Source organism: Vannielia sp. ABF1_015, assembly GCF_056160745.1.
Genome location: NZ_JBSWXT010000001.1, coordinates 2029009 through 2054565 on the forward strand (window position 1 = coordinate 2029009; position 25557 = coordinate 2054565).

General features: G+C 66.1%; 27 protein-coding genes. 13 read left to right on the plus strand and 14 right to left on the minus strand.

The features are described from left to right. Nucleotides 1-230: 230 nt before the first annotated feature. Nucleotides 231-1229 (minus strand): type I glyceraldehyde-3-phosphate dehydrogenase, encoded by a 999-nt coding sequence (gene gap, locus ACXAG6_RS10145; protein WP_475337358.1) that lies wholly within the window; start codon nt 1227-1229, stop codon nt 231-233. Nucleotides 1230-1426: 197 nt separating this feature from the next. On the opposite strand from gap, the gene ACXAG6_RS10150 reads away from it, so the two are divergent. Together ACXAG6_RS10150 and ACXAG6_RS10155 are read left to right on the plus strand one after the other, a co-directional pair. Beyond that, nucleotides 1427-2380, plus strand: a complete 954-nt coding sequence (locus ACXAG6_RS10150) for a DUF808 domain-containing protein (protein ID WP_475337359.1) — start codon at nt 1427-1429, stop codon at nt 2378-2380. Nucleotides 2381-2444: 64 nt separating this feature from the next. Then, nucleotides 2445-2807 (plus strand): DoxX family protein, encoded by a 363-nt coding sequence (locus ACXAG6_RS10155; protein ID WP_475337360.1) that lies wholly within the window; start codon nt 2445-2447, stop codon nt 2805-2807. 106 nt (nt 2808-2913) lie between these two features. Here ACXAG6_RS10155 and tkt read toward each other — a convergent pair whose 3' ends face one another. Further along, nucleotides 2914-4929 (minus strand): transketolase, encoded by a 2016-nt coding sequence (gene tkt / locus ACXAG6_RS10160; protein WP_475337361.1) that lies wholly within the window; start codon nt 4927-4929, stop codon nt 2914-2916. Between the two features lie 231 nt (nt 4930-5160). Here tkt and ACXAG6_RS10165 point away from each other — a divergent pair, with 231 nt between their 5' ends. From ACXAG6_RS10165 to ACXAG6_RS10195, 7 genes are all read left to right on the plus strand, one after another. Beyond that, complete coding sequence (locus ACXAG6_RS10165) at nt 5161-5523, plus strand: hypothetical protein (protein WP_140013802.1); 363 nt, start codon at nt 5161-5163, stop codon at nt 5521-5523. Next, on the plus strand, nt 5516-5908 hold the full coding sequence (locus ACXAG6_RS10170) for a cell division protein ZapA (protein WP_475337362.1): 393 nt from the start codon (nt 5516-5518) through the stop codon (nt 5906-5908). Before ACXAG6_RS10165 ends, ACXAG6_RS10170 begins: the two co-directional genes overlap by 8 nt. Before the next feature lie 135 nt (nt 5909-6043). After that, nucleotides 6044-6655: a holin-associated N-acetylmuramidase gene (locus ACXAG6_RS10175; RefSeq protein ID WP_475337363.1), complete on the plus strand. Its 612-nt coding sequence runs from the start codon at nt 6044-6046 to the stop codon at nt 6653-6655. Continuing rightward, entirely contained in the window at nt 6646-7212 is a 567-nt protein-coding gene (locus tag ACXAG6_RS10180; protein ID WP_475337364.1) for a holin family protein, read from the plus strand. Before ACXAG6_RS10175 ends, ACXAG6_RS10180 begins: the two co-directional genes overlap by 10 nt. Then, nucleotides 7212-7421, plus strand: a complete 210-nt coding sequence (locus tag ACXAG6_RS10185) for a hypothetical protein (protein WP_140013806.1) — start codon at nt 7212-7214, stop codon at nt 7419-7421. Before ACXAG6_RS10180 ends, ACXAG6_RS10185 begins: the two co-directional genes overlap by 1 nt. Beyond that, nucleotides 7418-7543: a hypothetical protein gene (locus tag ACXAG6_RS10190; RefSeq protein WP_256377578.1), complete on the plus strand. Its 126-nt coding sequence runs from the start codon at nt 7418-7420 to the stop codon at nt 7541-7543. The genes ACXAG6_RS10185 and ACXAG6_RS10190 overlap by 4 nt, the downstream gene beginning before the upstream one ends. Next, nucleotides 7540-7965: a hypothetical protein gene (locus ACXAG6_RS10195; protein ID WP_475337365.1), complete on the plus strand. Its 426-nt coding sequence runs from the start codon at nt 7540-7542 to the stop codon at nt 7963-7965. The genes ACXAG6_RS10190 and ACXAG6_RS10195 overlap by 4 nt, the downstream gene beginning before the upstream one ends. 9 nt (nt 7966-7974) lie before the next feature. Here ACXAG6_RS10195 and ACXAG6_RS10200 read toward each other — a convergent pair whose 3' ends face one another. Both ACXAG6_RS10200 and ACXAG6_RS10205 read right to left on the minus strand, forming a co-directional pair. Beyond that, a complete protein-coding gene (locus ACXAG6_RS10200; protein ID WP_475337367.1) occupies nt 7975-8232 on the minus strand; it encodes a DUF6525 family protein in 258 nt (85 codons plus the stop codon). Next, the gene (locus ACXAG6_RS10205) at nt 8229-9443 is read right to left on the minus strand and encodes a GTP-binding protein (RefSeq protein WP_475337368.1); all 1215 of its coding nucleotides are present in this window, start codon (nt 9441-9443) and stop codon (nt 8229-8231) included. The genes ACXAG6_RS10200 and ACXAG6_RS10205 overlap by 4 nt, the downstream gene beginning before the upstream one ends. 151 nt (nt 9444-9594) lie before the next feature. On the opposite strand from ACXAG6_RS10205, the gene ACXAG6_RS10210 reads away from it, so the two are divergent. The 3 genes from ACXAG6_RS10210 (at nt 9595) to ACXAG6_RS10220 (ending at nt 12904) form a co-directional block, all read left to right on the plus strand. Next, nucleotides 9595-11571, plus strand: a complete 1977-nt coding sequence (locus ACXAG6_RS10210) for a heme lyase CcmF/NrfE family subunit (protein ID WP_475337370.1) — start codon at nt 9595-9597, stop codon at nt 11569-11571. Further along, nucleotides 11568-12056 carry a cytochrome c-type biogenesis protein gene (locus ACXAG6_RS10215; protein ID WP_475337372.1) on the plus strand — a complete coding sequence of 163 codons (489 nt, stop codon included), beginning with the start codon at nt 11568-11570 and terminating at the stop codon, nt 12054-12056. Before ACXAG6_RS10210 ends, ACXAG6_RS10215 begins: the two co-directional genes overlap by 4 nt. Nucleotides 12057-12127: 71 nt before the next feature. Continuing rightward, nucleotides 12128-12904: an enoyl-CoA hydratase-related protein gene (locus ACXAG6_RS10220; RefSeq protein WP_475337373.1), complete on the plus strand. Its 777-nt coding sequence runs from the start codon at nt 12128-12130 to the stop codon at nt 12902-12904. Nucleotides 12905-13011: 107 nt separating this feature from the next. On the opposite strand, the gene ACXAG6_RS10225 is transcribed toward ACXAG6_RS10220, so the two are convergent. From ACXAG6_RS10225 to gltX, 3 genes are all read right to left on the minus strand, one after another. Beyond that, entirely contained in the window at nt 13012-14475 is a 1464-nt protein-coding gene (locus ACXAG6_RS10225; RefSeq protein ID WP_475337375.1) for a calcium-binding protein, read from the minus strand. A 197-nt stretch (nt 14476-14672) separates the two neighbouring features. Next, entirely contained in the window at nt 14673-15968 is a 1296-nt protein-coding gene (gltA, locus tag ACXAG6_RS10230; RefSeq protein WP_475337376.1) for a citrate synthase, read from the minus strand. A 109-nt stretch (nt 15969-16077) separates the two neighbouring features. Next, nucleotides 16078-17478, minus strand: coding sequence for a glutamate--tRNA ligase (gltX, locus tag ACXAG6_RS10235; RefSeq protein ID WP_475337377.1), 1401 nt, complete (start codon nt 17476-17478; stop codon nt 16078-16080). Nucleotides 17479-17538: 60 nt separating this feature from the next. Between gltX and ACXAG6_RS10240 the strand changes: the two genes are divergently transcribed. Then, nucleotides 17539-19605: a ComEC/Rec2 family competence protein gene (locus tag ACXAG6_RS10240; RefSeq protein WP_475337379.1), complete on the plus strand. Its 2067-nt coding sequence runs from the start codon at nt 17539-17541 to the stop codon at nt 19603-19605. Between the two features lie 62 nt (nt 19606-19667). Here the strand turns inward: ACXAG6_RS10240 and lexA are convergent, their stop codons facing one another. From lexA to ACXAG6_RS10275, 7 genes are all read right to left on the minus strand, one after another. Then, a complete protein-coding gene (gene lexA / locus ACXAG6_RS10245; protein ID WP_475337380.1) occupies nt 19668-20363 on the minus strand; it encodes a transcriptional repressor LexA in 696 nt (231 codons plus the stop codon). A gap of 96 nt (nt 20364-20459) precedes the next feature. Further along, nucleotides 20460-21629: a molybdopterin molybdotransferase MoeA gene (locus ACXAG6_RS10250; RefSeq protein ID WP_475337381.1), complete on the minus strand. Its 1170-nt coding sequence runs from the start codon at nt 21627-21629 to the stop codon at nt 20460-20462. Then, entirely contained in the window at nt 21626-22099 is a 474-nt protein-coding gene (gene moaC / locus ACXAG6_RS10255; protein WP_475337383.1) for a cyclic pyranopterin monophosphate synthase MoaC, read from the minus strand. Before moaC ends, ACXAG6_RS10250 begins: the two co-directional genes overlap by 4 nt. Before the next feature lie 3 nt (nt 22100-22102). Then, complete coding sequence (gene trpC / locus ACXAG6_RS10260; RefSeq protein WP_475337385.1) at nt 22103-22906, minus strand: indole-3-glycerol phosphate synthase TrpC; 804 nt, start codon at nt 22904-22906, stop codon at nt 22103-22105. Nucleotides 22907-22948: 42 nt separating this feature from the next. After that, complete coding sequence (locus ACXAG6_RS10265; RefSeq protein ID WP_475337386.1) at nt 22949-23650, minus strand: hypothetical protein; 702 nt, start codon at nt 23648-23650, stop codon at nt 22949-22951. A gap of 137 nt (nt 23651-23787) precedes the next feature. Then, nucleotides 23788-24807, minus strand: coding sequence for an anthranilate phosphoribosyltransferase (trpD, locus tag ACXAG6_RS10270; RefSeq protein ID WP_475337387.1), 1020 nt, complete (start codon nt 24805-24807; stop codon nt 23788-23790). Next, a complete protein-coding gene (locus ACXAG6_RS10275) occupies nt 24804-25388 on the minus strand; it encodes an anthranilate synthase component II (RefSeq protein WP_140013824.1) in 585 nt (194 codons plus the stop codon). Before ACXAG6_RS10275 ends, trpD begins: the two co-directional genes overlap by 4 nt. Between the last annotated feature and the right edge of the window lie 169 nt (nt 25389-25557).

Consider the following 25557-nt stretch of genomic DNA (forward strand, 5'->3'; position numbering starts at 1 on the left):
TTGTGGGAGTGCGGCGACAGGCTCGACCGTTGCCCGGGCCGCGCGGACGACGATTGCCCGGCTGAGGTGGTTCAACTCATTACTCGCAAACAATACCGAGCCCCTCCACTCATCTGTGCACTGATAGCGTGGACAGGGGGGCGGGTGGTGTCAACTCTCGGAAGGCGAACGAAAGCCCCGCGCGGGAGAGGCCTGCGCGGGGCTTTTTGTAACAGCAGCAGGAGCGAGGCTCAGTTCAACCGGCCCATGTGGCCCGCGACATCGGCCATGCGGGCGGAGAACCCCCATTCGTTGTCGTACCAGGCCAGCACGCGCACGGTGCGGCCCACGACCTTGGTTTGGTCGGGGGCGAAGATGGAGCTTTGGGGCGTGTGGTTGAAGTCGATCGAGACCTTGGCCTCGGGGTCGTAGGCCATGACCATGCCCATGTGCCCGGCGCAGGCCTCGGCCACCACCTCGTTGACGTCGGCCACGGTTACATCGCGGCCCGCTTCGAAAGTCAGGTCTACCGCCGAGACGTTGGGGGTGGGCACGCGCATGGCGGTGCCGTCGAGCTTGCCCGCGAGTTCCGGCAGCACCTCGCCGAGCGCCTTGGCGGCGCCGGTGGAGGTGGGAATCATCGCCATGGCGGCGGCGCGGGCGCGGTAGAGATCCTTGTGGCGGCGGTCCAGCGTGGGCTGGTCGCCGGTGTAGCTGTGGATCGTCGTCATGATGCCGCGCTCGATGCCGATGGCGTCGTTCAGCACCTTGGCCAGCGGGGCGAGGCCGTTGGTGGTGCAGGAGCCGTTGGACACCATGCGTTCGGTCGGCTGGAGGGCGCGGTGGTTGACGCCATACACAACCGTGCGGTCGACGTTGGTGGCGGGGGCGGAGATGAGCACTTTGCCTGCGCCACGCTCAAGGTGGATCGCGGACTTCACGCCGTCATTGAACTTGCCGGTGCATTCCAGCACCACGTCACAGCCGTCCCAATCGAGGGTTTCCGGCTCGTAGCTGCTCATCACGTCGATCGGGCCACGCCCCAAGTCGATGGCGTTTTCCTTAACGCGGACTTCGCCGGGAAAACGGCCGTGCACGCTATCGTAGCGCAGGAGGTGAGCGTGGGTTTCGATGTCGCCGGGCGCGTTGATCTTGACGACCTGCACATCATTGCGCGCGCTTTCGGCGATATGGGCCAGCGTGCAGCGCCCGATGCGGCCAAATCCGTTGATCCCGATGGTGACTGTCATCTTGCTACTCCTGCACTTGCCCCTCGGAGAGCGGGTAGCATAGGGATGCATGGGGCGGAAAGTGCAGGAAATCAGCGTGTTAGCGTAAACATCGGCTGTTAGCGTTAGCAGTTTGCGCAAACGGAGCCATGGGCGGGGCGCGGCTTGCCTATGCGGGCCGAATCCCTAGGTTGGGAGGGCGAACAAAGGGAACGGGTATGAGCGGACTTCTGGCACTTCTGGATGACGTTGCGGCGATTGCAAAGCTGGCGGCGGCCTCGGTGGACGACATCGCCAGCCAGGCGGCGAAGGCGAGCGCCAAGGCGGCGGGCGCGGTGATCGACGATGCGGCGGTGACGCCGAAATATGTGCAGGGGTTTGAGCCGAAGCGGGAGCTGCCGATTGTGTGGCGGATCGCGCGGGGCTCGATCTTCAACAAGCTGGTGATCCTGCTGCCCGCCGCGCTGCTTCTCTCGGCCTTTGCGCCCTGGCTCATTTATCCGCTGCTGATGCTGGGCGGGGCCTACTTGTGTTTCGAGGGGGCGGAGAAGATATGGCATCTGATCCACCCCAGCTCGCACCATGTGGACATACATATCGAGGGCGACAAGGCGCACTTGGAGGAGCAGAAGATTCAGGGCGCGATCAAGACGGATTTCATCCTGTCTGCCGAGATCATGACGATCATCCTTTCCAACCTCGATGCGGATGCGAATATCTGGTTTCAGGGCGCGGCGCTGGCGCTGGCTGGGGTGATGATCACCGTCGCCGTCTATGGCAGCGTGGCGATCATCGTGAAGGCCGATGACGTGGGGCTGCACATGGCCGACCGGGGCCGCCTTGGGCTGACCCGGGCGCTGGGGCGCGCGATCGTGGTTGGGATGCCGTGGTTCCTCAAGTTCCTGATGATCGTTGGCACGGCGGCGATGCTCTGGGTCGGCGGGCAGATCATCATCCATTCGCTGGCCGTGATGGGCTGGCATGACCCGGAGCATTGGGTGCATGACCTTGCCGTGGCAGCGGCAGACCGGGTGCCGGAGAATTGGCATGCGGTTGCGGAATGGATCGCCGGGGCCGGGCTGGCCGGGGTGCTGGGGCTGCTGCTCGGCTTCGTGCTGATCCCGCTGGTGCAGTTCGTGATTGCGCCGGTGTGGAAGGCGGTGCGCGGGTGATGGGCGCGGCGCAGGTCGGCGCGGCGGAGGTGGGCAGATTGCCCACCCTACGGGGGGTCTTGTGATGTGGCAGGCGGTGGCCTTGCTCGTGGCGCGGCTGCTGATCGCGGCGCTCTTCATTGGCGGGACGGTGCAGAAGTTTAACCCGACCCCGGTGATGGACCTGCTGGCCGGGAAGGGGATGCCGACCTGGCTGGTCTGGCCTGCGCTGGCCTTCAATGCGGGTGCGGCGGTGTGTTTGGTGCTGGGCGTCTGGGTGACGCCGGTGGCGCTGGCGCTGGCGGCCTATTGCGCCTTCACCAGCATGTTCCACTACATCCCGAGTGACCCGTGGCAGATGACCATTTTCGTGAAGAACTGGGCGATCGCCGGTGGGTGCCTCGCGCTGGCGGTGGCCGGGCCGGGGAAGTTTGCGCTGGGGGGATAGGCGGGGTGCGCGATGAATGCGCACCCTACGAGGAGGCGTGATGTGCAATCAATGCGCGGCACACGCGGTGGTGTAGGGTGCGCATTCATGGCGCACCCGCATAAGGTCAGAGCAGGCTTTTGACCTTCTCGGCCACGCCCTGCGCGGTGATGCCGAACTTCTCGTATAGCTCACCGGCGGGAGCGGAGGCGCCGAAGCTGTCCATTCCGACGAATCCGGCTTTGGCCTCGCGGCCGCGCTCACCGAGCAGCCACTGATCCCAGCCCTGACGGACGGCGGCCTCGACGGCTACGCGGACCGGGCCGCCGGGGAGCACGCGCTTGCGGTACTTCTCGTCTTGCGCGGCGAAGAGCTCCATTGAGGGCATGGAGACCACGCGGGTGCCGATGCCTTCGCCTTCGAGCAGGGCCTTGGCTTCCATCGCGATGGCGACCTCGGAGCCGGTGGCGATGAGGATCGCCTGCCGCTTGCTCTCGGCGTCGGCCAGCACGTAGGCGCCTTGCTCGGTGAGGTTTTTGGATTTGTGCTCGGTGCGCACGGTGGGCAGGCCCTGACGGGAGAGGGCGAGGATGGAGGGCTTGTCGGTCTGGCTCAGAGCGACTTCCCATGCCTCTGCGGTTTCCACCGCATCGGCGGGGCGGAACACCAGCGTGTTGGGCGTGGCGCGCAGCATGGCAAGGTGCTCGACCGGCTGGTGGGTTGGCCCGTCTTCGCCAAGGCCGATGCTGTCATGGGTCATCACGTAGACCGGCGCCACCTTCATCAGCGCGGAGAGGCGCATGGAGGGGCGTGCGTAATCGGTGAAGCACATGAAGGTGCCGCTGTAGGGCTTTGCCCCGCCGTGCAGCGCCATGCCGTTCATCGCGGCGGCCATGCCGTGCTCGCGGATGCCGTAGTGGATGAAGCGGCCCTTGCGGTTTTCGGCGGAGAACACGCCGAGATCGGCGGTTTTGGTGTTGTTGGAGCCGGTCAGGTCGGCCGAGCCACCGATGGTTTCGACCATCACCGGGTTGATCACCTCAAGCGCCATTTCGGAGGCCTTGCGGGTGGCGACCTTGGGCTGCTCGTCGGAGACCTGCTTTTTCAGGGCGCGGACAACGGAGGTGAGCTTTTTGGGCGCTTCGCCTGCCTGCTGCCGGTCCCATTCGGCGCGCTTGCGCTCGGAGAGGGCACCGAGGCGGACTTCCCAATCCTTGCGGTCCTGTTCGCCGCGTCCGCCGATGGCTTCCCATGCCGACTTGAGATCGTCGGGGATGGTGAAATCGGGGTGATCCCAGCCATAGGCCTTTTTCGCCGCCGCCTTCTGGTCGGCATCGGTCAGCGCGCCGTGGCCCTTGGAGGTGTCTTGTGCGGCGTGGCCAAGGGCGATGTGGGTTTTGCAGGCGATCATCGTCGGCTTGTCGGACTTTTTGGCCTCGGTGAGCGCCGCGTCGATCGCCTCGGGGTCGTGGCCGTCACATTGCAGCACGTTCCAGCCGGAGGCTTCAAAGCGGGCGCATTGATCGGTGCTGTCGGAGAGCGACACCTTGCCGTCGATGGTGATGTCGTTGTTGTCCCACATCACGATGAGGCGGGAGAGCTTGAGGTGGCCGGCGAGCGCGATGGCCTCTTGGCTCACGCCTTCCATCAGGCAGCCATCCCCGGCGATGCAGTAGGTGTAGTGATCCACCATCTTGGAGCCCCAATGGGCGCGCTGGCTCTCTTCGGCGATGGCAAAGCCGACCGCGTTGGCGATGCCTTGGCCAAGCGGGCCGGTCGTGGTTTCAATCCCGTCCGCGAGGAAATTCTCGGGGTGGCCGGCGGTGCGGGCCCCGAGCTGGCGGAAATTCCTGATCTCGTCGAGGGTGATCTGTGCGTCGCCGGTGAGGTAGAGCAGCGAGTAGACCAGCATCGAGCCGTGGCCGGCGGAGAGGATGAAGCGGTCGCGGTCCGGCCAGTTGGGGGCGGAGGCGTCAAACTTCATGTGCTTTTCGAAGAGCACGGTGGCGACGTCGGCCATGCCCATCGGGGCGCCGGAGTGACCGGAATTGGCGGCGGCGACCGCGTCCAGCGTGAGCGTGCGGATGCAGGCGGCTTTCATCCAGTGGTCCGGATGTGCGGAGCGAAGCGCGTCGATGTCCACGAAAATTCCCCTCGGTTCGGCAAAGATGCGCTCTGATAGCAGGCTGGGGGCCGAGTTCAAGCCAGCATCAAGGCCGGGGGGTAAGTGCTTGGCGGGAAAGGGGGCGCAATCGGTGCTGCCTTTGGCTACACTCGCACCAGCGGGTGCGCGTGGCTCGATTCGGGCTGCGCTGCGGGCGCTGATGAGGTGAACCACAAAAGAGCAGCAACGCAGGCTGCAGGGGACGTCAGAATGAGTGAGATACCGACGCTGGAACAGCGTTTGACGGCGGCGATGGACAGGATCGGCGCGGCAGTGGCGGCTTACGATACCAAGGCCGGTGGGCCGAGCGAAGAAGATGAGGCTGCGCTGCGGGGCCTTGAAGCACAGGTGCTTCAGCTCAAACAGGCGCTGGAAGCGGAGCAGACTGCGAACACCCAGCTGAGGGAGCGGATTGACGCGATGAAGGCGCTGAAAGAGCGCCAGCAGCAGCGGATCGCCGAGTTGGAGGAGGCTGAAGCCGCGCTGAAGGCCAAGCAGGCCGAGGATCGTGAGGAGCTGGATGCGGTGATTGCCGCGCTGGAACCGCTGGTGGGGGAGGCTGCACATGGCTGAGATTGAGATCAACGTTGGCGGGCGGACCTTTCAGGTGGCCTGTCAGGAGGGTGAGGAGCATTACCTTACCGGCGCCGCGGAGATGCTGGACCGGGAGGCGAGCGCGCTTGTCAGCCAGATCGGGCGGCTGCCGGAAGCGCGGATGCTGCTGATGGCCGGGCTGATGCTGGCCGACCGCACCGCAGCCTTTGAGGAAAAGGCGGCTGCGGCGGAAGCGAAGCTGGCGGAGCAGGAAAAGCTCATCGAGGAGATGAAGGCGATGCCGCGCCCCGAACCGGCCCGCGTGGAGGTGCCGGTGGTGCCGCGCGAGGTGGAAGAGTTCATGGCCGAGCTGGCCGCGCGGGCCGAGAGCCTTGCGGCGCAGGCCGAGGAAAAGGCGGGCTAGGCGCTTGCCGTCATCCTCGGGTTCGACCCGAGGGTGACAGTGCGCCACAGGAGCGTAGCGCACGCCCCGCTTCATAAATCTTAAAGCAAATGCCGGATGCTTCCGGGCGGTTCGAGGAAACGCTTGGAGGCATTCATGCCCACTGTCGATGAGATTGCACGCGAGATCGTGGCCCGCGAGGGCGGCTATGTGAACGACCCCGATGATCCGGGGGGCGCGACGAATTTTGGCGTGACCATCGGCACGCTGAGGCGGCTGGGGGTGGACCTTGATGGCGACGGGCGCACCACGGTGCGGGACGTCAAACGCCTCACCGCCGAGCAGGCGCGCGGGATCTTCATAGAGCATTACTTCAAGCGGCCCCGCATCGACGAATTGCCTGCGGTGCTGCATGCCAGTGTGTTCGACATGTATGTGAACGCAGGCGGTAATGCGGTGAAGATCCTGCAACGCCTGCTTGCCCGGATGGGCCAGCGCTGCGCGGTGGATGGGGCGATTGGGCCGCAGACCGTGGCCGCCGCCCGCGCCGCCTTTGAAGAGGCCCCGGGCCATTTGGAGGATGCCTACGGGATCGCCCGGCGCAACTACTACTACAGCCTTGCCGACCGCCGCCCCTCCAGCCGCAAATACGCGCGCCGCCGTGATGGCGGGAAGGGCGGGTGGATACGGCGGGCCGAGGAGTTCATTGCGCCGAAGTATCACCTGACGGAGGCCGAGCACCGCGCGCGGGTGGCCAAATGGGGCTGATCAACGCGGTTCTTACGGCGCTCTTCGGCGGCGGGCGGAACGGGATCGCCGAGACGGTGGAGGTGTTTCGCGAGAATGCCGAAAACGCCTCGGCCCGCGCCGCCGCCTATCAGGGCGCGGCGCTGGAGCAATTTGGCCGGGAGTTCATGATCGAGCGCCGGGGCTGGTTTGACCGGTTCATGGATGGGCTGAACCGCCTGCCACGGCCTGCGCTGGCGCTGGGCACCATCGGGCTTTTTGTCACCGCGCTGGTGGACCCGCTGTGGTTTTCAGCGCGGATGCAGGGGATCGCGCTGGTGCCCGAGCCGCTGTGGTGGCTGATGGGCGCAATCGTGAGCTTCTACTTCGGGGCGCGCCATCAGGCGAAGGGGCAGGCCTTTCAGCGCTCGATCGCGACGACGGTGGCGCTGGCGCCGCAGGTGCAGGCCAATGTGGCGGCCCTCAGGGCGCTGGAGGCGGGGGCTTCGGGCGCGGGTGGCGAAGGAGCAGGGGACGTCACCGAGGAGGCGGGTGACAACCCGGCGCTGGAGGCCTGGCGTGAGGGGCGCAAGCACTGATGCCCACGAATGTCTGGATCAGCCTGCTCACGGAACATGGGCCATGGGTGCTGCTCGTCTTCTTCCTGCTCTTCAAGGACCACAAGAAAGACGAAACCACCCGCGCAGCCCTGCATCGCAACACCGAAATCATCATCGAGCTGACCACGCTGATCCGCGAACGCCTGCCGGGGCAGGGCCACACGCGCGGCGGGGGGAGCGGCGAATGAACTGGCTGCGCCGGGCCGTGGCGCGGCTTCTGCTGGGCCGTCGGATGCAGCGGGAGACCGACCGGAACCGCGCCGCTGCCGACGCGCTCGATGCGACGCTGAAGGAGATGCTGGGAAGATGATACGTGCATTGGGCCTGTTGGCCGCCATTCTGCTTGTTCTCGGGCTGCTTGCCCGGCCCTTCGGCCTTGTCACCGCGCAGGATCTGGCCCGCGCGGCACTGGCCACGATGGCAGCCACGCTGGCCGGCACCTTCCTGTGGCTTTGGCGCGAGCGGGCAACGCCTCTGGCGCTGGCGATGACCTTTTCTTGGGCGGGGGCCTCGGCGTTGATGGGCTGGCGCGTGGCGCAGGATGTTTTGGGCCGTCCGGCGTGGATGGAGGAAAGCCCGATGCTGCTGGGGGTGCTCGGCGTTTACCTGACCGGCACGCTGCTGCATGTGGAAGCAATCCGCCGCGCCTTCGGGCTGGGTCAGGTTGCGCTCGTCTTTCTGCTGGGCGGCACGCTGGGCACGGTGGTGCTGGTGCTTTCGTTGCTGCGCTAGGCCCAGAACTCAGGCGGAGAGCCTGTCGCGCGCGAGAAGGCGGCTTTCGATGTCATCGAGCCGCGCCAGCGCTGCTTCGGGGTTGCCGCCCGCTGCCGCCAGCGCCTTGCGGAACGCGCGGTGAACGGCGCGGGGGCACCACGGCAGAGCGGCGGAGGCAAGCCAGCGGCGCAGCTCGGCCGGCAGGCCATCATAGACCGACATCGGGCTTGCCCCGCGCCCTCTGCGGGTGCGGGGCAGGCTGCTTCTTGCGTTGCGCCGCCTCATGCGGCCTCCGGAGCCGCCATGCGCCAGCCGGGAAATGGATCGGGCAGGGCGCTCCACTCATCAATGAGGCCGGTGGCCATGGGCATGAGCGCGGCATCCAGTGCGGCGGTGATGCCCGCCTCGTCGAGCCCGGCGCCGATGAAGACCAGCTCTTGCCGCCGGTCGCCGAAGGGCTCCTGCCAGTGGTGGTCGATATAGCGGCGCGCCTCGGGGTGGGCGGGCCAGCGCTCTCGCGGGACCGAGGCCCACCAGCGGCCCATGGGTTTGACCGTGGAAAGCGCACCGGCGAGGGAATATTCGGCCAGCCAATCGGGGCGCGTGGCGATCCAGAAATGGCCCTTGGCGCGGATCACCCCGGGCAGCGGGCCGTTTAGCACGGCGTGGACTTTCTCGGGGTGGAAGGGCGCACGGGCGCGGTAGGTGAAGGAGCTGACGCCGTATTCCTCGGTTTCGGGGACATGGTCGGCAAAGCCGTAGAGCTCCTTTGCCCAGAGCGGGTGCTCATGGGCGGTTTCGAAGTTGAACAGCCCGGTGCCGAGGATCGCGGAGGGGGCGACGAGGCCGTAGTCGGCTTCGATAATCCTCGCATCGGGGTTGAGCGAGGTGACGATGAGGCGGGCGGCGAGGCGGGCATCTTCCCCGGCGGCGGTGACCTTGTTGAGCACGACCACATCGGCAAACTCGATCTGTTCGACCAGCAGATCGACAAGGGTGCGCTCATCTTCGGGGCCGAGGCTTTCGCCCCGGTCGCGGAGGAAATCGTGGCTGGCGTAGTCGCGCAGCAGGTTGGCGGTGTCGACGACGGTGACCATCGTGTCGAGCCGGGCGACATCAGAGAGGCTGGCACCCGCCTCGTCGCGGAACTCGAAGGTGGTGGCGACAGGGAGCGGCTCGGAGATGCCGGAGCTTTCGATCAGCAGGTAATCGAAGCGGTTCATCTCGGCGAGGCGGCGGACCTCGGTGAGCAGGTCGTCGCGCAGGGTGCAGCAGATGCAGCCATTGGTCATTTCGACCAGCGTTTCATCGGTGTGCGAGAGGTTGGCGCCGCCGTCGCGGATCAGGTCGGCGTCGATGTTCACGTCGGACATGTCGTTGACGATCACCGCCACGCGCAGCCCCTCGCGGTTGGAGAGCACCGCATTGAGCAGGGTGGTTTTGCCAGCGCCGAGGAAGCCGGAGAGAACGGTAACGGGGAGGCGGGTGTCGGGCATGGGATCCTCTCGTATGTTATAACATAACACGTTGCTACACCCCCGGGCGGAGGGTTGCAACCGCCTGCGGCGAGGTGGCCTCGGTCAACTCCCTGCGACGGGTGAGCGCAGGGAATTGGCGGCGGCGGGAGGATGGCATACAAGGGCTCTCATGATAGCAGAGCTTGGCCATTTCGCCCTGATCCTCGCCGCCGTTCTGGCGGTTGTGCAAACCGTTGTGCCGCTGGTCGGTGCGCAGAGGCGCTGGGCGGGCTGGATGGCCATGGCAGAGCCAGCGGCGGTGATGCAATTTGTCCTTGTGGGCCTCTCGTTTGCGGCGCTCACATGGGCTTTTGTCACCTCGGATTTCTCGGTGCGGCTCGTCACCCTCAACTCGCACACGCTCAAGCCGATGATTTACAAGATCAGCGGCGTCTGGGGAAACCACGAGGGCTCCATGCTGCTCTGGGTGCTGATCCTTGCGGGCTTTGGCGCTGCCGCCGCCGTCTTTGGCAGCAACCTCTCTGACACCTTCCGCGCGCGGGTTCTGGCGGTGCAGGCAAGCGTGGGCGTGGCCTTTTATGGCTTTATCCTCTTCACCTCCAATCCCTTCACCCGGCTGGGCAATCCGCCGCTGGACGGGCAGGATTTGAACCCGTTGCTGCAAGACCCGGGCCTCGCCTTTCATCCGCCGTTTCTCTACCTCGGCTACGTGGGCCTCTCGATGGCCTTTTCCTTCGCCGTTGCAGCGCTGATCGAGGGCCGGGTGGATGCCGCATGGGCGCGCTGGGTGCGGCCGTGGACACTGGCGGCATGGGTGTTCCTCACCATCGGGATCGCACTGGGCTCGTGGTGGGCCTATTACGAGCTGGGCTGGGGCGGCTTCTGGTTTTGGGATCCGGTGGAGAACGCCAGCTTTATGCCGTGGCTCTTTGCCGCCGCGCTGCTGCATTCTGCCATCGTGGTGGAGAAGCGCGAGGCGCTGAAGGCGTGGACCATCCTGCTGGCGATCACCGCCTTTGGCTTTTCGCTGATCGGCACCTTTATCGTGCGCTCGGGCGTCATCACCTCGGTGCATGCCTTTGCCAATGATCCGGAGCGGGGCGTTTATATCCTTGCCATCCTCGCCTTCTTCGTTGGCGGGGCCTTCCTGCTGTTTGCCGTGCGGGCCGGGGCGATGGAGGCAAAGGGGCTGTTTTCGACCGTGAGCCGCGAGACGGCGCTGGTGCTGAACAATGTACTCCTTTCCGTGGCCTCGCTGCTGGTGTTCGTCGGCACCGTCTGGCCGCTGGTGGCGGAGTTGATCTGGGGCGAGAAGCTGAGCGTTCAGGCGCCCTTCTTCGACACCGCCTTTACCCCCTTCATGGTGGCGCTGGCGGTGATCCTGCCGGTGGGCGCGATGCTGCCGTGGAAGCGGGCGAAGCTGGGGCGGGCGCTGCGCACAGTGTGGCCCGCGGTGGTGCTGGCGCTGGCGGTGCTGGGCCTTGTCTGGACATTGCAGAGCGGGCGGAGCCTGCTTGCGCCGGTTGGCATTGGGCTTGCGGTGTGGATTGTGGCCGGTGGCATCATCGACCTGCTCAGCCGCACCGGGCGCGGGAGCCTCGGCAGCCGCTTGGGGCGGCTTTCCCGGCTGCCGGGCGCCGACTGGGGCAAGTTTGTTGCCCATTCGGGCCTTGGCATAACCATCCTTGGCGTGGCCGCGATCACCGCGTGGCAGGTGGAGGATATTCGCGTGGCCAAGCCCGGCGAGCCCTATGAAGTGGCCGGTTTCACCATTGAGTTGCAGGGCGTCGAGCGGGTGCAGGGGCCGAACTACTTCAGCACCATGGCGGCGGTGGCCGTTTCGCAGGAGGGCCAGCAGATTGCAGTGCTGCGCCCGGAAAAGCGGGTCTATCCGGTGCAGGCGATGCCGACGACGGAAGCGGCCATTCGCAACGGGCTGTGGCGCGACATCTACCTTGCGGTGGGCGATGAGCAGGCGGGCGGGGGATGGGCCCTGCGGACCTATATCAAGCCTTTCGCCAACTGGATCTGGGGCGGCTGCATCCTGATGGCGCTGGGCGGCTTCCTGTCACTCTCCGACCGGCGCTTTCGGCTGGCGGCAGGCGCGGCACGCCGAGCGCCCAAGGCGGCGGTGGCGGCAGAATGAGGCGGCTGGCGCGGCGGATGGTGGGTTTCACCCACCCTACAGCGGTTTTGGCCGTTGTGCTCTGGGCGGGGGTGGCGCTGGCGCTCGATCCTTCGGAAATGCTGGACGACCCGGCGCAGGAGGCGCGCGCCCGTGCGCTGGACCATGAGTTGCGCTGCGTGAAATGCCAGGCTGAATCCATCGCCTCCTCCAATGCCGACTGGGCGAAAGACGCCCGCAGGCAGGTGCGCGAGATGATCGCGGGTGGCGCGACGGATGACGAGGTGAAGGCGGCCTTCCTCGAAAACTACGGCCCCTTCGTGCTGATGAACCCGCCTGCCACCGGCTGGAACCTTGCGCTGTGGCTCGCTGGCCCGGCGCTGTTGCTGGCGGGGATCGGGGTGGCCGTGGCCGCCCAACGCCAGCGCAACGCACGGCGGGGGCCGGATGCCTTGGCACCTGACGAAGAAGCCCGGTTGAAGGAGCTTCTGGGCGAGCAGGAGTGACGTGCCGTTTGGGCTTTTCTGAACCGGGAAGTTCAGTATCTTGTGCCTGACCAAGTCAGGGAGCCCGACAGATGATTTATGAAGCGATCCGCTATTCCGTGCGCGACCACGTGGCGGTGATCACGCTCAACAACCCGAAGAAGATGAACTGCCTCGACACCCAGATGCGGGCCGAGATCCTCCACGCCGTGAAGGCTGCGGAGGCGGAAGCGCGGGTGGTGGTGATGACAGGCGCGGGCCCGGCCTTTTGCTCGGGGCAGGATCTTGGCGAGGGGGCCTCGGTGAGCGAGGCCGACATGGAGCGGATGCTCATCGACGAATACGAGCCGATGCTGAAGGCCATATACGAGTGCCGCGTGCCCACCATCGCGGCGGTGAACGGCCATGCGGCGGGGGCCGGGGCGAACCTTGCGCTGGCCGCCGATGTGGTGATCGCTGCCGAAAGCGCGGTGTTCCTGCAGGCCTTCGCCCGGATCGGCCTCATCCCAGACGCGGGCGGAACGTGGTGGCTGCCGCGTCAGGTTGGCTTCCCGCGTGCGATGGGCGCGGCCCTATTCGCCGAGCCGGTCAGCGCGAAGGATGCGGCAGAGTGGGGCATGATCTGGGAGGCGGTGCCGGATGAGGGCTTTGCCGACCATTGGTGGAACCGCGCCCTGCACCTCGCGCAGGGGCCGACCTACACCTACCGCCGGATCAAGCGGGCGCTGCGCGCGAGCTTCGAGAATACGCTGGACGACCAGCTGGCACTGGAGGCGAAGTTTCAGGGCGACTGCGGCAAGAGCCGGGACTTCCAGGAGGGGGTGATTGCCTTTCTGGAGAAGCGTCCGGCGAAGTACGAGGGGCGGTGACAGGGGCGGCCCAGCGAGCTCGCACAGAATGCAACGGCTGTGCAAAGACATGAAAAAGGCCGCCGGAGGGTTCCGGCGGCCGTTTGTTTTTTTGACTACGCGGCCTATCAGACGGCGACGAGAGACACCGCTGCGTCCAGCTCGGCCTGGGTGAGGCCGGGGGAGGTGACGGTGGCGATCACCGTGCCGTCGAGCGAGACGGTGCCACCGGTTGCCGTGAGCGCCGTGGTCACTGTGGGCGCGGCGGCTGCGTCGGCATCGTAGTGCACCACGATTTCGTCGTCTGACGGGTCGAAATCGGCGATCTCTGCCGCGCCGTCCTGCCAGTCGCCAACCATGAAGCTGTCGTCCCCGGCGCCGCCGGTGGCAACGTCGTTTTCGCCGATGAAGAGCGTGTCATCGCCTTCGCCACCATCCAGCGTGTCGGCCAGACCGTTGCCGCCAGAGGTGATGAGCCCGTCGACCAGACCGTCAACCAGCGCATCGCGGGTGTCGACATTGCTGGCGGAGGGCAGGGTGGTGACCATGCCGGCCTCGGAGAAGAGCACATCGTTGCCGTCGCCGCCCGAGAGGGTGTTGTTGCCCTCGGTGTCGAACAGCAGGTCGGTGTTCTCGCCGCCTTCGAGCATGTCGTTGCCCGCGCCGCCGGTGACGATATCGGCACCGCTGCCGCCGTCGATGGTGTCGGCACCTGTGCCGCCGTCGATCACATCGTTGCCTTCGTCGCCGGTGATGGTATCGGACCCATCGCCACCGGAGATGGTGTCATCCCAGATGCCGCCGGAGATGGTATCATCGCCCAAGCCACCGTCGATCTCATCCTTGCCGAGACCGCCGGTGATGATGTCATTGCCAGCGCCGCCGAGGATGGTGTCAAAGCCCGCGCCACCATCAATGGTGTCGTGCCAGTCGCCGCCGTCGATCATGTCGGGGCCATCGCCGCCTAGCAGGGTATCCTGCCCGCCGCCGCCAATGAGGGTATCCTGCCCCGGGCCGCCGTCGAGGGTGTCGTCCCAAACGCCGCCGTCGAGATAGTCGGCCCCAACGCCGCCTTCGAGCGAGTCCTTGCCCTCGCCGCCATAGAGCTCGTCGTCGCCCTCGCCGCCGAGCAGGGTATCAAAGCCCGCGCCGCCATCGAGGAAGTCGCCGCCGAGGCCGCCGCTCAGGCTGTCGGCCCCTTCGCCGCCCAGCAGCGTGTCGGCCCCGTTGTTGCCTTCGAGGGTGTCGTCACCCTCACCGCCATCGAGCGTGTCGTTCCAGTCGCCGCCCTGCAGGAAGTCGTTTCCGGCATTGCCGTTCAGGGTATCTTGCCCGTTGCCGCCGATCAGGATGTCGTTGCCGTCACCGCCGGAGAGATTGTCAAACCCGTCGCCGCCATCGACCCGGTCGTTGCCGCCGAGGGCGTCAAAGATGTCCGCGCCGTCGGTGAGCGTCACGTCATCGGGGCCGTCCGTTCCCTCGTTGGGGTTCGGCTCAGGCTCGCCCGTATCGTTGCTGTTGTCGTCATTGTCGTCGATCAGCGCTGCAATAAGGCCGAAGCCCAGCAGTGCTGGTAGGATGTAAATCCACATCACCATTTCCCCCAGTAATATCCACCGAATCCGGCGGAACCCATGACCTTAGGTTAACAGGTGAAAGGGGTGAGTCTACGGAGTTGGGAGTTTGGAAATCCATTGTTTCCAGTTGGGTAACAACCGGCTGTGCGCCAAGACCCAATGACAAGGGCCGCACGTGGCGGCCCTTTTCTGTTCGGTAGGCTGCGCTGTTTTCAGCGATTTTCGACCTCGACATAATCGCGGCAGGGCGCGCCGGTGTAGAGCTGGCGCGGGCGACCGATGCGCATGGTCGGATCACCGAGCTGCTCTTTCCACTGGCTGACCCAGCCGACGGTGCGCGAGAGCGCGAAGATCGGCGTGAACATCGAGGTGGGGAAGCCCATCGCCTCGAGGATGATGCCGGAATAGAAGTCGACGTTCGGAAACAGCTTTTTCTCGGCGAAGTAGGGATCGTCGAGCGCCTGCTTTTCCAGCTCCTTGGCGGTGGCCAGGATCGGGTTGTTCTCGACGCCCAGCAGGTCGAGCACCTCGTCGGCGGACTGCTTCATCACCGTCGCGCGCGGATCGAAGTTTTTGTAGACGCGGTGGCCAAAGCCCATGAGGCGGAACGGGTCTTCCTTGTCTTTGGCGCGGGCGATGTACTCGGGGATGTTTTCGGGCGAGCCGATTTCCTTGAGCATCTCCAGGCAAGCCTGGTTTGCGCCGCCGTGGGCCGGGCCCCAAAGGCAGGCGATGCCGGCGGCGATGCAGGCAAAGGGGTTGGCGCCCGAGGACGAGGCCAGCCGCACCGTGGAGGTGGAGGCGTTTTGCTCGTGGTCGGCGTGGAGGGTGAAGATCCGGTCCATCGCGCGCGACAGGATCGGGTCTACCTTATACTCTTCGGCAGGCACCGCGAAGCACATGTGCAGGAAGTTCTCTGCATATGTCAGGTCATTGCGCGGATAGACGAAGGGCTGGCCGACGGAATATTTGTAGGCCCATGCGGCGATGGTGGGCATCTTGGCGATCAGCCGGTGCGAGGCGACCTCGCGCTGGTGCGGATCGGAGATGTCGGTGCTGTCGTGGTAGAAGGCGGCCATTGCGCCAACCACGCCAACCATGATCGCCATCGGGTGCGCATCACGCCGGAAACCACGGAAGAAATACTGCATCTGCTCGTGCAGCATGGTGTGATGGGTGATCGTGGTTTCGAAGGTTTCGAGCTGCTCGGCAGAGGGCAGTTCGCCGTAGAGCAGCAGATAGCAGACCTCAAGGTAATGCGATTTGGAGGCGAGCTGGTCGATCGGATAGCCGCGGTGCAGCAATTCGCCCTTTTCGCCGTCGATGAAGGTGATTGTGCTTTCGCAAGCGGCGGTGGAGGTGAAGCCCGGGTCGTAGGTGAACACATTCCCCTGGCCGTAGAGTTTGCGGATGTCGATCACATCCGGACCGGCGGTAGGCGAGTGGATCGGTAGCTCGATCGACTTGTTGTCGAACGTCAGTGTCGCCGTCTTGGAGGTCTCTGCCATGAACGTCCCTTTCAGTGGTCACGCGCACGTAGGGCCCTTGTTATAAAGGCCGGTGCGGGAGTTTGTTCCTCTCTTACCGGCGACAGAGTTAGGGTTGGGTAAACCGATCTCAAGTCGCCGCGTCTTGCAGCCGTGCCAAAGTTTCGGAACGGCCGATCACCAGCATCATGTCAAACACACTCGGGGTGGCCGCGCGGCCGGAAAGCGCTGCGCGGAGTGGCCCTGCAAGCTGTCCGAACTTGCTGTTCTTACTCTCTGCGAATTCACCCAGAGTAGCCTCCAGCGCTTCGCGGTTCCAGCTAACACTTTGCAGGTGCGGCGTCAATTCGTTCAGCATACCACGGGATACCGTATCGAGGTTCTTCGCTGCCTTTTCATCGGGCACAAAGGGCCTTTCGCCCAGCACGAAAGCCGCTTTTTCGAGTAGTTGCGGAAGCGTTCGGGCTGACCCTTTGAGGCAATACATGGCCCGTAGCAGCCCGTCCTTTTGGGTTTCGGTAAGTTCCTGCGCGTCGATGGCGGTGAGGTAGGCCTCGATCTCGCCCATCAGGCCCATGTCATCCATCGCGGCGATGTGCTGGCCGGAAAGATTGTCGAGCTTCTTGAAGTCGAAACGCGCGGCGGCCTTGTTGATGCCTTCCAGCGAAAACCATTCGCGGGCCTGCGCATCGGAGAAGAACTCGTCATCGCCGTGGCTCCAGCCGAGGCGGGCGAGGTAGTTGCGCATCGCCGGGGCCGGGTAGCCCATCTTCTGATACTCTTCCACGCCGGTCGCCCCGTGCCGCTTGGAGAGCTTCTTGCCGTCAGGCCCGAGGATCAGCGGCAGGTGGGCATAGACCGGCAGAGGCCAGCCCATGGCGGTGTAGATGTGGCACTGGCGCGCCGCGTTGTTGAGGTGGTCGTCGCCCCGGATCACAAGGGTGACGCCCATGTCGTGATCATCCACCACCACGGCGAGCATGTAGGTGGGCGTGCCATCCGAGCGCAGGAGGATCATGTCATCCAGCGTGGAGTTCTTGAAGGTTACGTTGCCCTGCACGACATCTTCGATCACCGTCGCGCCTTCGCGCGGGGCCTTCAGGCGGATGACGAAGGGGGCATCGGGATGGGTTGAGGGATCGGCATCGCGCCAAGGGGAGAGGTAGAGCGTGGAGCGGCCCTCGGCCTTTGCCTCTTCGCGGAAGGCCGCGATCTCTTCCTGCGTGGCGAAGCACTTATAGGCGGTGCCGGCTTCGAGCATCTGCTGGGCCACCTCGGCGTGGCGCGCGACCCGCTCAAACTGGCTGACTGGCTCATCATCCCAGTCGAGCCCGAGCCAGCGCATGCCGCGAAAGATGGCATCGGTCGCCTCGGGGGTGGAGCGGGCGCGGTCTGTATCTTCGATGCGCAACAGGAACTTACCCCCCATCTTGCGGGCGAAGATCCAGTTGAACAGCCCCGTCCGTGCGGTGCCGATATGCATGTAACCGGTGGGCGAGGGAGCGATACGGGTGACGACCTGAGATGGCATGTCCGAGGGCATGGGGCGCGTTAACCTTTTGTAAAGGATAATTTGTCTCTGTTGGGAGACGTGTATGCAATCGGCTCAGGCAGGGCAAGGCCGCCACTTTTGGGGAGGCTGGCCCTGCCGTTCCTCGCCCAAAGGGGGCATCTGCTGCTATGGTCTCCGGTTTGCCTAGGGCTGGGGATTGGCTGCTATTTCTCGCTGCTGAGTGAGCCGACGGGGGGGCAAATCTCTGTTGCAGTGGCGGCAGCTGTGGCTGCGCTGATCCTTGCGCGGTTGGCGGGCGAGCTGGCCGGGCCGCTCTTTCTGGCGCTCGCGCTGGTGCTTTGCGGCGGGGCGCTGGGATGGCTGCGCACGGCGATGGTGGCCGCGCCCGTGCTGGAGTTTCGCTACTATGGGCCGGTGGAGGGGCGGATCATCGACATTGACCGCTCGCAATCCGACGTGGTGCGGCTGACGCTCGACCAGGTGCGGCTGGGCGATATGGCCCCGGCGAGGCTTCCGGCGCGGGTGCGGGTGTCTCTCCACGGGGACCAGCGCTGGGTGGCGCCGGAGCCGGGATTGAAGGTGATGCTGACAGCCAACCTCTCACCCCCACCGGGGCCGGTGGAACCGGGGGGCTACGACTTTCGTCGGCAAGCCTGGTTCGACCGGATCGGTGCGGTGGGCTATACGCGGACGCCGGTGTTTGCGCTGGCCCCGGCTGATGAGGGGCATGCCGGGCTGGCGCTGTTTCGCGCGCGGGTGGCCCTTTCGGCGGCGATCCGCGAGCGCCTTGCGGGCCAGCCGGGGGCCTTTGCGGCGGCGCTGTTGACGGGCGATCGCTCTGCGGTGTCACAGGGCACGCTGGACAATCTGCGCGCTTCGAACCTTGCGCATCTGCTGGCGATATCGGGCCTGCACATGGGGCTACTGACCGGCACGATCTTTGCCGCGATCCGCGCCGTGCTGGCGTTGCTGCCATGGATCGCCCTGAGGTTTGACACGCGCAAGGCCGCGGCGGTGGTGGCGCTGGTGGCAGGGGCGGGCTACCTCGGTCTTTCGGGCGGCAACATCGCCACCGAGCGGGCCTTCATCATGGTGGCGGTGATGCTGGGGGCGGTGCTGATCGGGCGGCGGGCGATATCGCTCAGGGCGGTGGCGTTGGCGGCGATGATCGTGTTGGTGCGACGCCCCGAGGCGCTGCTTTCGCCGGGGTTCCAGATGTCTTTTGCGGCGACGACGGCCCTGGTGGCGGTGTTTGGCGCGGTGCGCGAGGCAGGCGGCTTTGGCGCGCGCTGGCCTGCGGTGCTGAAGGGCGCGGCGGCGTTGGTGATCTCTTCTTCGGTGGCGGGCGCGGCGACGGCACCTTTTGCCGCCGCGCATTTCAACCGGATTGCGGATTACGGGTTGATCGCCAACCTCGCCTCGGTGCCGGTGATGGGGCTTTGGGTGATGCCTTGGGCGCTGGTGGCAGGGGTGCTGGCACCGCTGGGGCTGAGCTGGCTGCCGCTGAACATCATGGGCTGGGGCTGCGCGTGGATTCTCGGGGTTGCGGCATGGGTGGCTGGGCTGGAGGGCGCAGTGACGCATGTGGTGGGACCGGGGCCTTGGGTGCTGCCAGTGCTGGCGCTGGGGGCTCTGTGGCTGGTGCTTTGGCGGGGTGGCGGGCGCTGGCTGGGGCTTGCGGGCGTTGCGGCCTCGCTCTGGCTTTGGACACAGGCAGAACGCCCCGTGTTGCTGGTTTCGGACCGGGGCGGCTTGGTGGGCGTCATGGGGGCAGACGGGCGGGCGCTGTCGAAAGACAGGGGAGAAAGTTTTACCGCCGAGGTCTGGCTGGAGAATGACGGGGACGGTGCAACGCAGGTGCAGGCGGCAGCGCGGATGGGCGCGGCTGATGCGGGGGTGCTGCGATTTGAGGCGGCCGGGCTGCCGGTGACCCATGTGTCGGGCCGTGGCGCGGCGGCGAAGGCCGGGGGGCTCTGCGCGGAGGGGCTGCTGATTGTCAGCGTCGAGCCCAAACCGGCGGCGCAGGGCGCTTGTGACCTGTGGAGCCCCGCCCGGATGCGGCGCACGGGTGCTTTGGCGGTAACGGAAGACGGGCGGCTCGTGACCGCCGCAGAGGTGGCCGGGCGCCGCCCGTGGTCGCCTTAGGCGGAGCGGCGGGTTTCGGTTGCAGGAGATCCTCGGGTCAGGCCCGAGGATGACTGCGCGCCTCAGTAGGTGCGGATCAGACCGACAAGGCGGCCCTGCACCTTCACCTGATCATCGCGGAAAACGCGGGTTTCATAGGCCGGGTTGGCGGCCTCCAGCGCGATAGACTGGCCATTGCGGCGGAAGCGCTTGAGCGTGGCCTCGTGATCCTCGACCAGCGCCACCACGATATCGCCATTGTCGGCGGTGTTCGTCTCGCGGATCACCACCACATCGCCGTTGTTGATGCCGGCGTCGATCATGGAATCGCCTTTGACCTCAAGCGCATAGTGCTTGCCGCGCCCCACCATCGCACCGGGAACGGCAACCGTGTGGCTGACTTGTGAAATTGCCTCGATCGGCACACCGGCGGCGATGCGGCCCATCACCGGCAGCTCCATGGCTGCCGCCTCAACCGGCATGGCACCGGGGGGTGGGGCGGCATCGGGGCGGTTGCCGTCGATGACGCGGGGCTGAAAGCCGGTGCTGCGTTTGCTGTCGAGCGCCTCGGGCAGCTTGACGATTTCGATGGCGCGGGCCTTGTGTGCGAGCCGCCGAATGAAGCCGCGCTCTTCCAGCGCCGTGATCAGGCGGTGGATGCCTGACTTGGAGCGCAGATCGAGTGCATCCTTCATCTCGTCAAAAGAGGGAGGAACACCGTCGCGGCGCATGCGCGCGTCAATGAATTTCAGCAAATCCAACTGCTTCTTGGTCAGCATCGGGCTCTCCATGCTCGGCCTCGGTTGCAGATGTTCTGGCAGTGTTCACGTTTTGTGTCAACCCTCCTGAAACGGGATGACACCGGGTGCCGCGCTTCAGAGGTCGATCACCTCGACCATCTCGCCCGGCGCGCGGGGGCCATCATTCGGCGGACGGAGGAGGAGGGCATTGGCGCTGTCGAGCACGCTGAGCAGGCTGGAGTCCTGCCGCTCGAACGCCGAAACCGCGCCTTCGGAAATCACGCCGCGCATGTAGTGGGCGCGGGGGCCATTGGCAGGCAGGGGCGCATTGAGCGGCAGGCTGCGGCGCGGTGCTGGTGCCTCGCCAAGCCCCAACATCTTGCGGATCATCGGGCGGATGAAGATATGGCCGCAGACGATTGAACTTACGGGGTTTCCGGGCAGGCCGACCATCGCCATGTCGAGCACCCGGCCCGCCATCAGAGGCTTTCCGGGGCGCATGGCAACCTTGTAGAAGGCACGGTCCATCCCCAGTTCTGCGGCGACCTCGCCGACGAGGTCATGGTCGCCCACCGAGGCGCCGCCGGTTGTGACCACCAGATCGGCGCCGCGGGCGAGGTTGAAGGCTGCGGTCAGGCTTTCGCGCGTGTCGCGGGCGATGGGAAGAAGGCGGCATTCGGCGCACTCGGCTTCGAACAGGGCGGCGAGGGCGAAGCTGTTGGAGGCCACGATCTGATCCGGGCCGGGGGCTTCGCCGGGCATCACCAGCTCATCGCCCGTGGCCATCAGCGCGACGATGGGCTTGCGGGTGCAGGTGACGGTGGCGGCCCCCATCGCGGCGGCCAGCGCCAGTGCGTTTGGGGTCAGGAGGCGGCCCGGCTCCAACCTGTCGCCCACCTTGAAGTCGCCGCCTGCAGGGCGGATGTGGGTGGCTTCGTCCAGCTTGTCGGCTAGGGTGATGGTGGAGCGGTCGCGGGTGGTGTCTTCCTGAATGATCACGCGGTCCGCGCCATCCGGCAGGGGCGCCCCGGTGAAGATGCGCACGGCTTGCCCCGGTGCGACCGACAGGCCCGAGGCGCGACCGGCGGCGCTTTCACCGATGACGGTGAAGCTTTGGCCGGGTGAAACCGGGCCCTGCACGGCGTAGCCATCCATCGCGGAGGCAGAGAAAGGCGGCTGGTCGCGCGGGGCAATGACGGGGGCCGCAAGCACGCGGCCTGCGGCGGCGCGCAGGGGCACAGGCTCTGACGGCAGGGGCGTGACGAGCGCGAAGATCCGCGCGAGGGCCTCTTCGACCGAGATCAAGAGGCCTGGTAGCGGCCCGATTTGCCGCCGTCCTTCAGGAGCACCCGAACGCCGCCGATTTCCATCGCCTTATCGACGGCCTTCAGCATGTCATAGACGGTTAGCCCGGCCACCGACGCGGCGGTGAGCGCTTCCATCTCCACACCGGTCTGGCCGGTGGTCTTGACGGTGGCGGCGATGCGGATGCCGGGGAGGGCCGGGTCGGCCTCCAGCTCGACGGCGACCTTGGTGATCGGCAGCGGGTGGCAGAGCGGGATAAGATCGGGCGTGCGCTTGGCGGCCATGATGCCGGCCAGCCGGGCCACGCCCAGAACATCGCCCTTTTTCGCGCTTCCTTGCTGAACGATTTCAAGGGTTTCCGGCGTCATCTTTACCCAGCCCTCGGCCACGGCAACCCGGGATGTCACCGCCTTGTCGGAGACATCGACCATATGGGCCCGGCCTTCGGCGTCGAAATGGGTGAGCGCCATCTGTCAGCCCCTCGTGGTGTCGGCCAGCAATGCGCGGGCGGCGGCGGCCACGTCATCGGCGCGCATCAGGCTCTCGCCGATCAGGAAGCAGCGGGTGCCGTATTGCGCCAGTTCGGCGAGATCGTCGGGCGTGGAAAGGCCGCTTTCGGAGATCAGCAGCCGGTTGGCCTCGGCAAGCCGGGCAAGGCGCTTTGTGGTATCAAGCGTGGTCTCGAAGGTGTGCAGGTTGCGGTTGTTGATGCCAAGGAGGCGACTTTCGAGCTGCATGGCGCGCTCAAGCTCTTCCTCGTTATGGACCTCGACCAGCACATCCATGCCCTGCTCGGTGGCGGCCTGCTCCAGATCATGGGCCAAGGCGTCATCGACGGCGGCCATGATGATGAGGATGCAATCGGCCCCCCAGGCACGGGCTTCGAGCACCTGATAGGTGTCGAACATGAAATCCTTGCGCAGCGCGGGCAGCTCCGTGGCCTCGCGGGCGGCAGTCAGAAACTCGGGCGCGCCCTGAAAGCTGGGGCCATCGGTAAGCACGGAAAGGCAGGCTGCCCCTCCGGCCTCATAGGCCTGTGCCAGCGAAGGCGGATCAAAATCTTCGCGGATCAACCCCTTGGAGGGGCTGGCCTTTTTGACTTCGGCAATAAGGCCGTAGCCATGGCGGCTGTGCTCGATCAGCGCATCGCGGAAGCCGCGGACGGCAGGCGCGGAGGCGGCGGCAGACAGCATGGCCTCTTCGGAGCGCTCGGCCTTGGCGGCGGCGATCTCTTCGAGCTTGTAGTCACGAATGCGGTCTAGAATGGTCTGGCTCATGGCGAACACTTATTGTGCGGGGCAGGGCGGGGCAATGGTGATTTAGCCTGTGGTGGCGGTGAGCAGCGCATGGCCGGGCCGCTCTGGCGCGTAGGTGATGTCGATGTCGTCGCCCGGCTTTGCGCCCATCACCAGTTTGGTGGGAGATGGCGGGATCTCGGCCTGCCGCTCCTGCCCGGTGGCGTCGGTGAAGGCAACGGTAAGGGCCGTGCGGTTGCCAACGGGCTGTAGCGTGAGGATGCGGGCATTGGTGCGGGTGCCGTGGCGGCGCAGGGCACGCGCGGCGGAACCGGTTTTGGCGAAGAGCAGCGCCGCAAGCAGGCCAGCCGCGGTGAAGACGGCGCCCGCGATGCCGGCCCAGAACGCGTTATCCGACACGCCGCCGGGCTCGATTTCAACCTCATCGGGGCGGTCGGGCAGGGTTTTGACGGTGATCGTGTCTCCCTCGCTGACGGAGAAGTAGAACTCTGACGAGACGGTCTCGGTTGCGCGGTGAAACTGCAGATCGGGCGCGGTGCCGGAGGTGTAGGTTACGGTCACCCGGTAATCTGTGGTGGGTGTCTTTGAGCCGCCGATGCGAACGCGCCTGTCGCGCTCGACCACCCGAGCGGAGGTTTCGATGCCGCTGCGGGCAAACTCACGGCCCCGTGCACCTTCGGAGATCCAGACCCAGAGGCCGATCGCCCCCAGCGCGAGGCAGAGCAGCACCAGCCAGCCACCGCCGCGTATGAGCCATTTGAGCATGTGCTGTCTCCCCCTGTCCCCCCTGCGAGGAAAGCGGGTGCGGCGGCAGGGGTCAAGCATGGGGCTGCTCTTCGGGGCCTTCGGCCGCGCATCGCAGCTGCGAAGAGGGCCTGCAAGGGCCGATGAGCTGCCCCGGATCAGGCCTTGGCAGAGGTGATGCGGGCGAGGGTCTGCACCTTTTCCAGCGCCTTGCCGCTGTCGATGCTTTCGGTGGCGGCGGCCACGCCATCGGCCTTGCTCGCAACCTTGCCCGCGACCATGAGGGCGGCGGCGGCGTTGAGCAGCACCGCGTCGCGGTAGGCGCTTTTCTCGCCGTCGAGCAGGGCGCGGAAGGCGGTGGCGTTTTTCTGCGGCGTGCCGCCGAGGATCGCCTCGAAGGGGTGTTGGGGCAGGCCGAACTCTTCGGGGTGCACCTCGAACTCGGTGATTTCGCCATCGGTGAGCGCGGCGACCTTGGAAGCCGCGGCGATGGAAAGCTCATCCGTGCCGTCGCCGCCATGGACGATCCAGGCGGCCTCGCTCCCGAGATCGCGCACCACCTCGGCCATGGGCTTCAGCCAGTCGGGCGAGAAGGTGCCGGTGAGCTGGCGCTTTACCGAGGCCGGGTTGGTGAGCGGGCCGAGGATGTTGAACACCGTGCGCGTTCCCAGCTCGGTGCGGGTGGGGCCAACGTGGGCCATGGCGGGGTGGTGCACGGGGGCCATCATGAAGCCGATGCCCGCCTCTGCGATGGCCTTGGTGACCACCTCCGGCCCGACCATCACCTCAACGCCCATTTGCCCCAACGCATCCGCCGCGCCGGATTTGGACGACAGGTTGCGATTGCCGTGCTTGGCCACCACGACGCCCGCGCCTGCCACCACGAAGGCGGTGGCGGTGGAGATGTTGAGCGTGCCTTTGCCGTCACCGCCGGTGCCGACGATGTCCATTGCGCCTACCGGTGCGGTCACCGGCTTGCAGCGGGCGCGCATGGCTGCGGCGGCGGCGGCGATTTCATCCACTGTCTCGCCGCGCACGCGCAGGGCCATGAGGAAGCCGCCGATTTGGCTGGGGGTGGCCTCACCTTCAAAGAGCGCAGAGAAGGCGGCTTCGGCTTCGGCGCGGGTAAGGGCGCGTTCGGCGGCGGTGCCGATCAGGGGGCGGATGGTATCGCTCATGCGGGCTCTGCTGCCATGTTGAGGAAGTTTTGCAGCATGGCGTGGCCGTGCTCGGAGCGGATGCTCTCGGGGTGAAACTGGACGCCCTCGATGGGCAATTCGCGATGGCGCAGGCCCATAATGGTGCCGTCCTCCAGTTCGGCGGTCACTTCGAGACAATCGGGCAGGCTCTCGCGTTCCACGATCAGCGAGTGGTATCGCGTGGCCTTCAGCTCGCCCTGGGGCAGGCCTGCAAACACGCCCTTGCCGGTGTGGCGGATCGCGCCGAGCTTGCCGTGCACGATCTCGCCCGCGCGCACCACCTTGCCGCCAAAGGCCTGCCCGATGGACTGGTGCCCGAGGCATACGCCCATCAGCGGGATGCGGGCATCGGCAGCCGCGTGCACCAGATCGAGGCAGATGCCCGCCTCGTTGGGCGTGCAGGGGCCGGGGGAGAGCAGGATGGCTGCGGGATTCAGCGCCATCGCTTCTTGGGTGTCGAGCGCGTCGTTCCGCTTCACCTGCACATCGGCACCAAGCTCGCCCAGATAGTGGACGAGGTTGTAGGTGAAGCTGTCGTAGTTGTCGATCAGGAGCAGCATTTGGCCCTCGGGAGAAGAGAGTGCGCAAGGGGGGTGATCCGCCGCGCGGTTGGCGCTATACTTGCCCGTAGCCCGCCGCCGGGGTCAAGCCCATCCCTGGCCAACCGTGCGGTGGGGCGTAACATGCGGGGAGTGTTCGAAAATCGGGCGCTCTTTGCGATAACAGGCG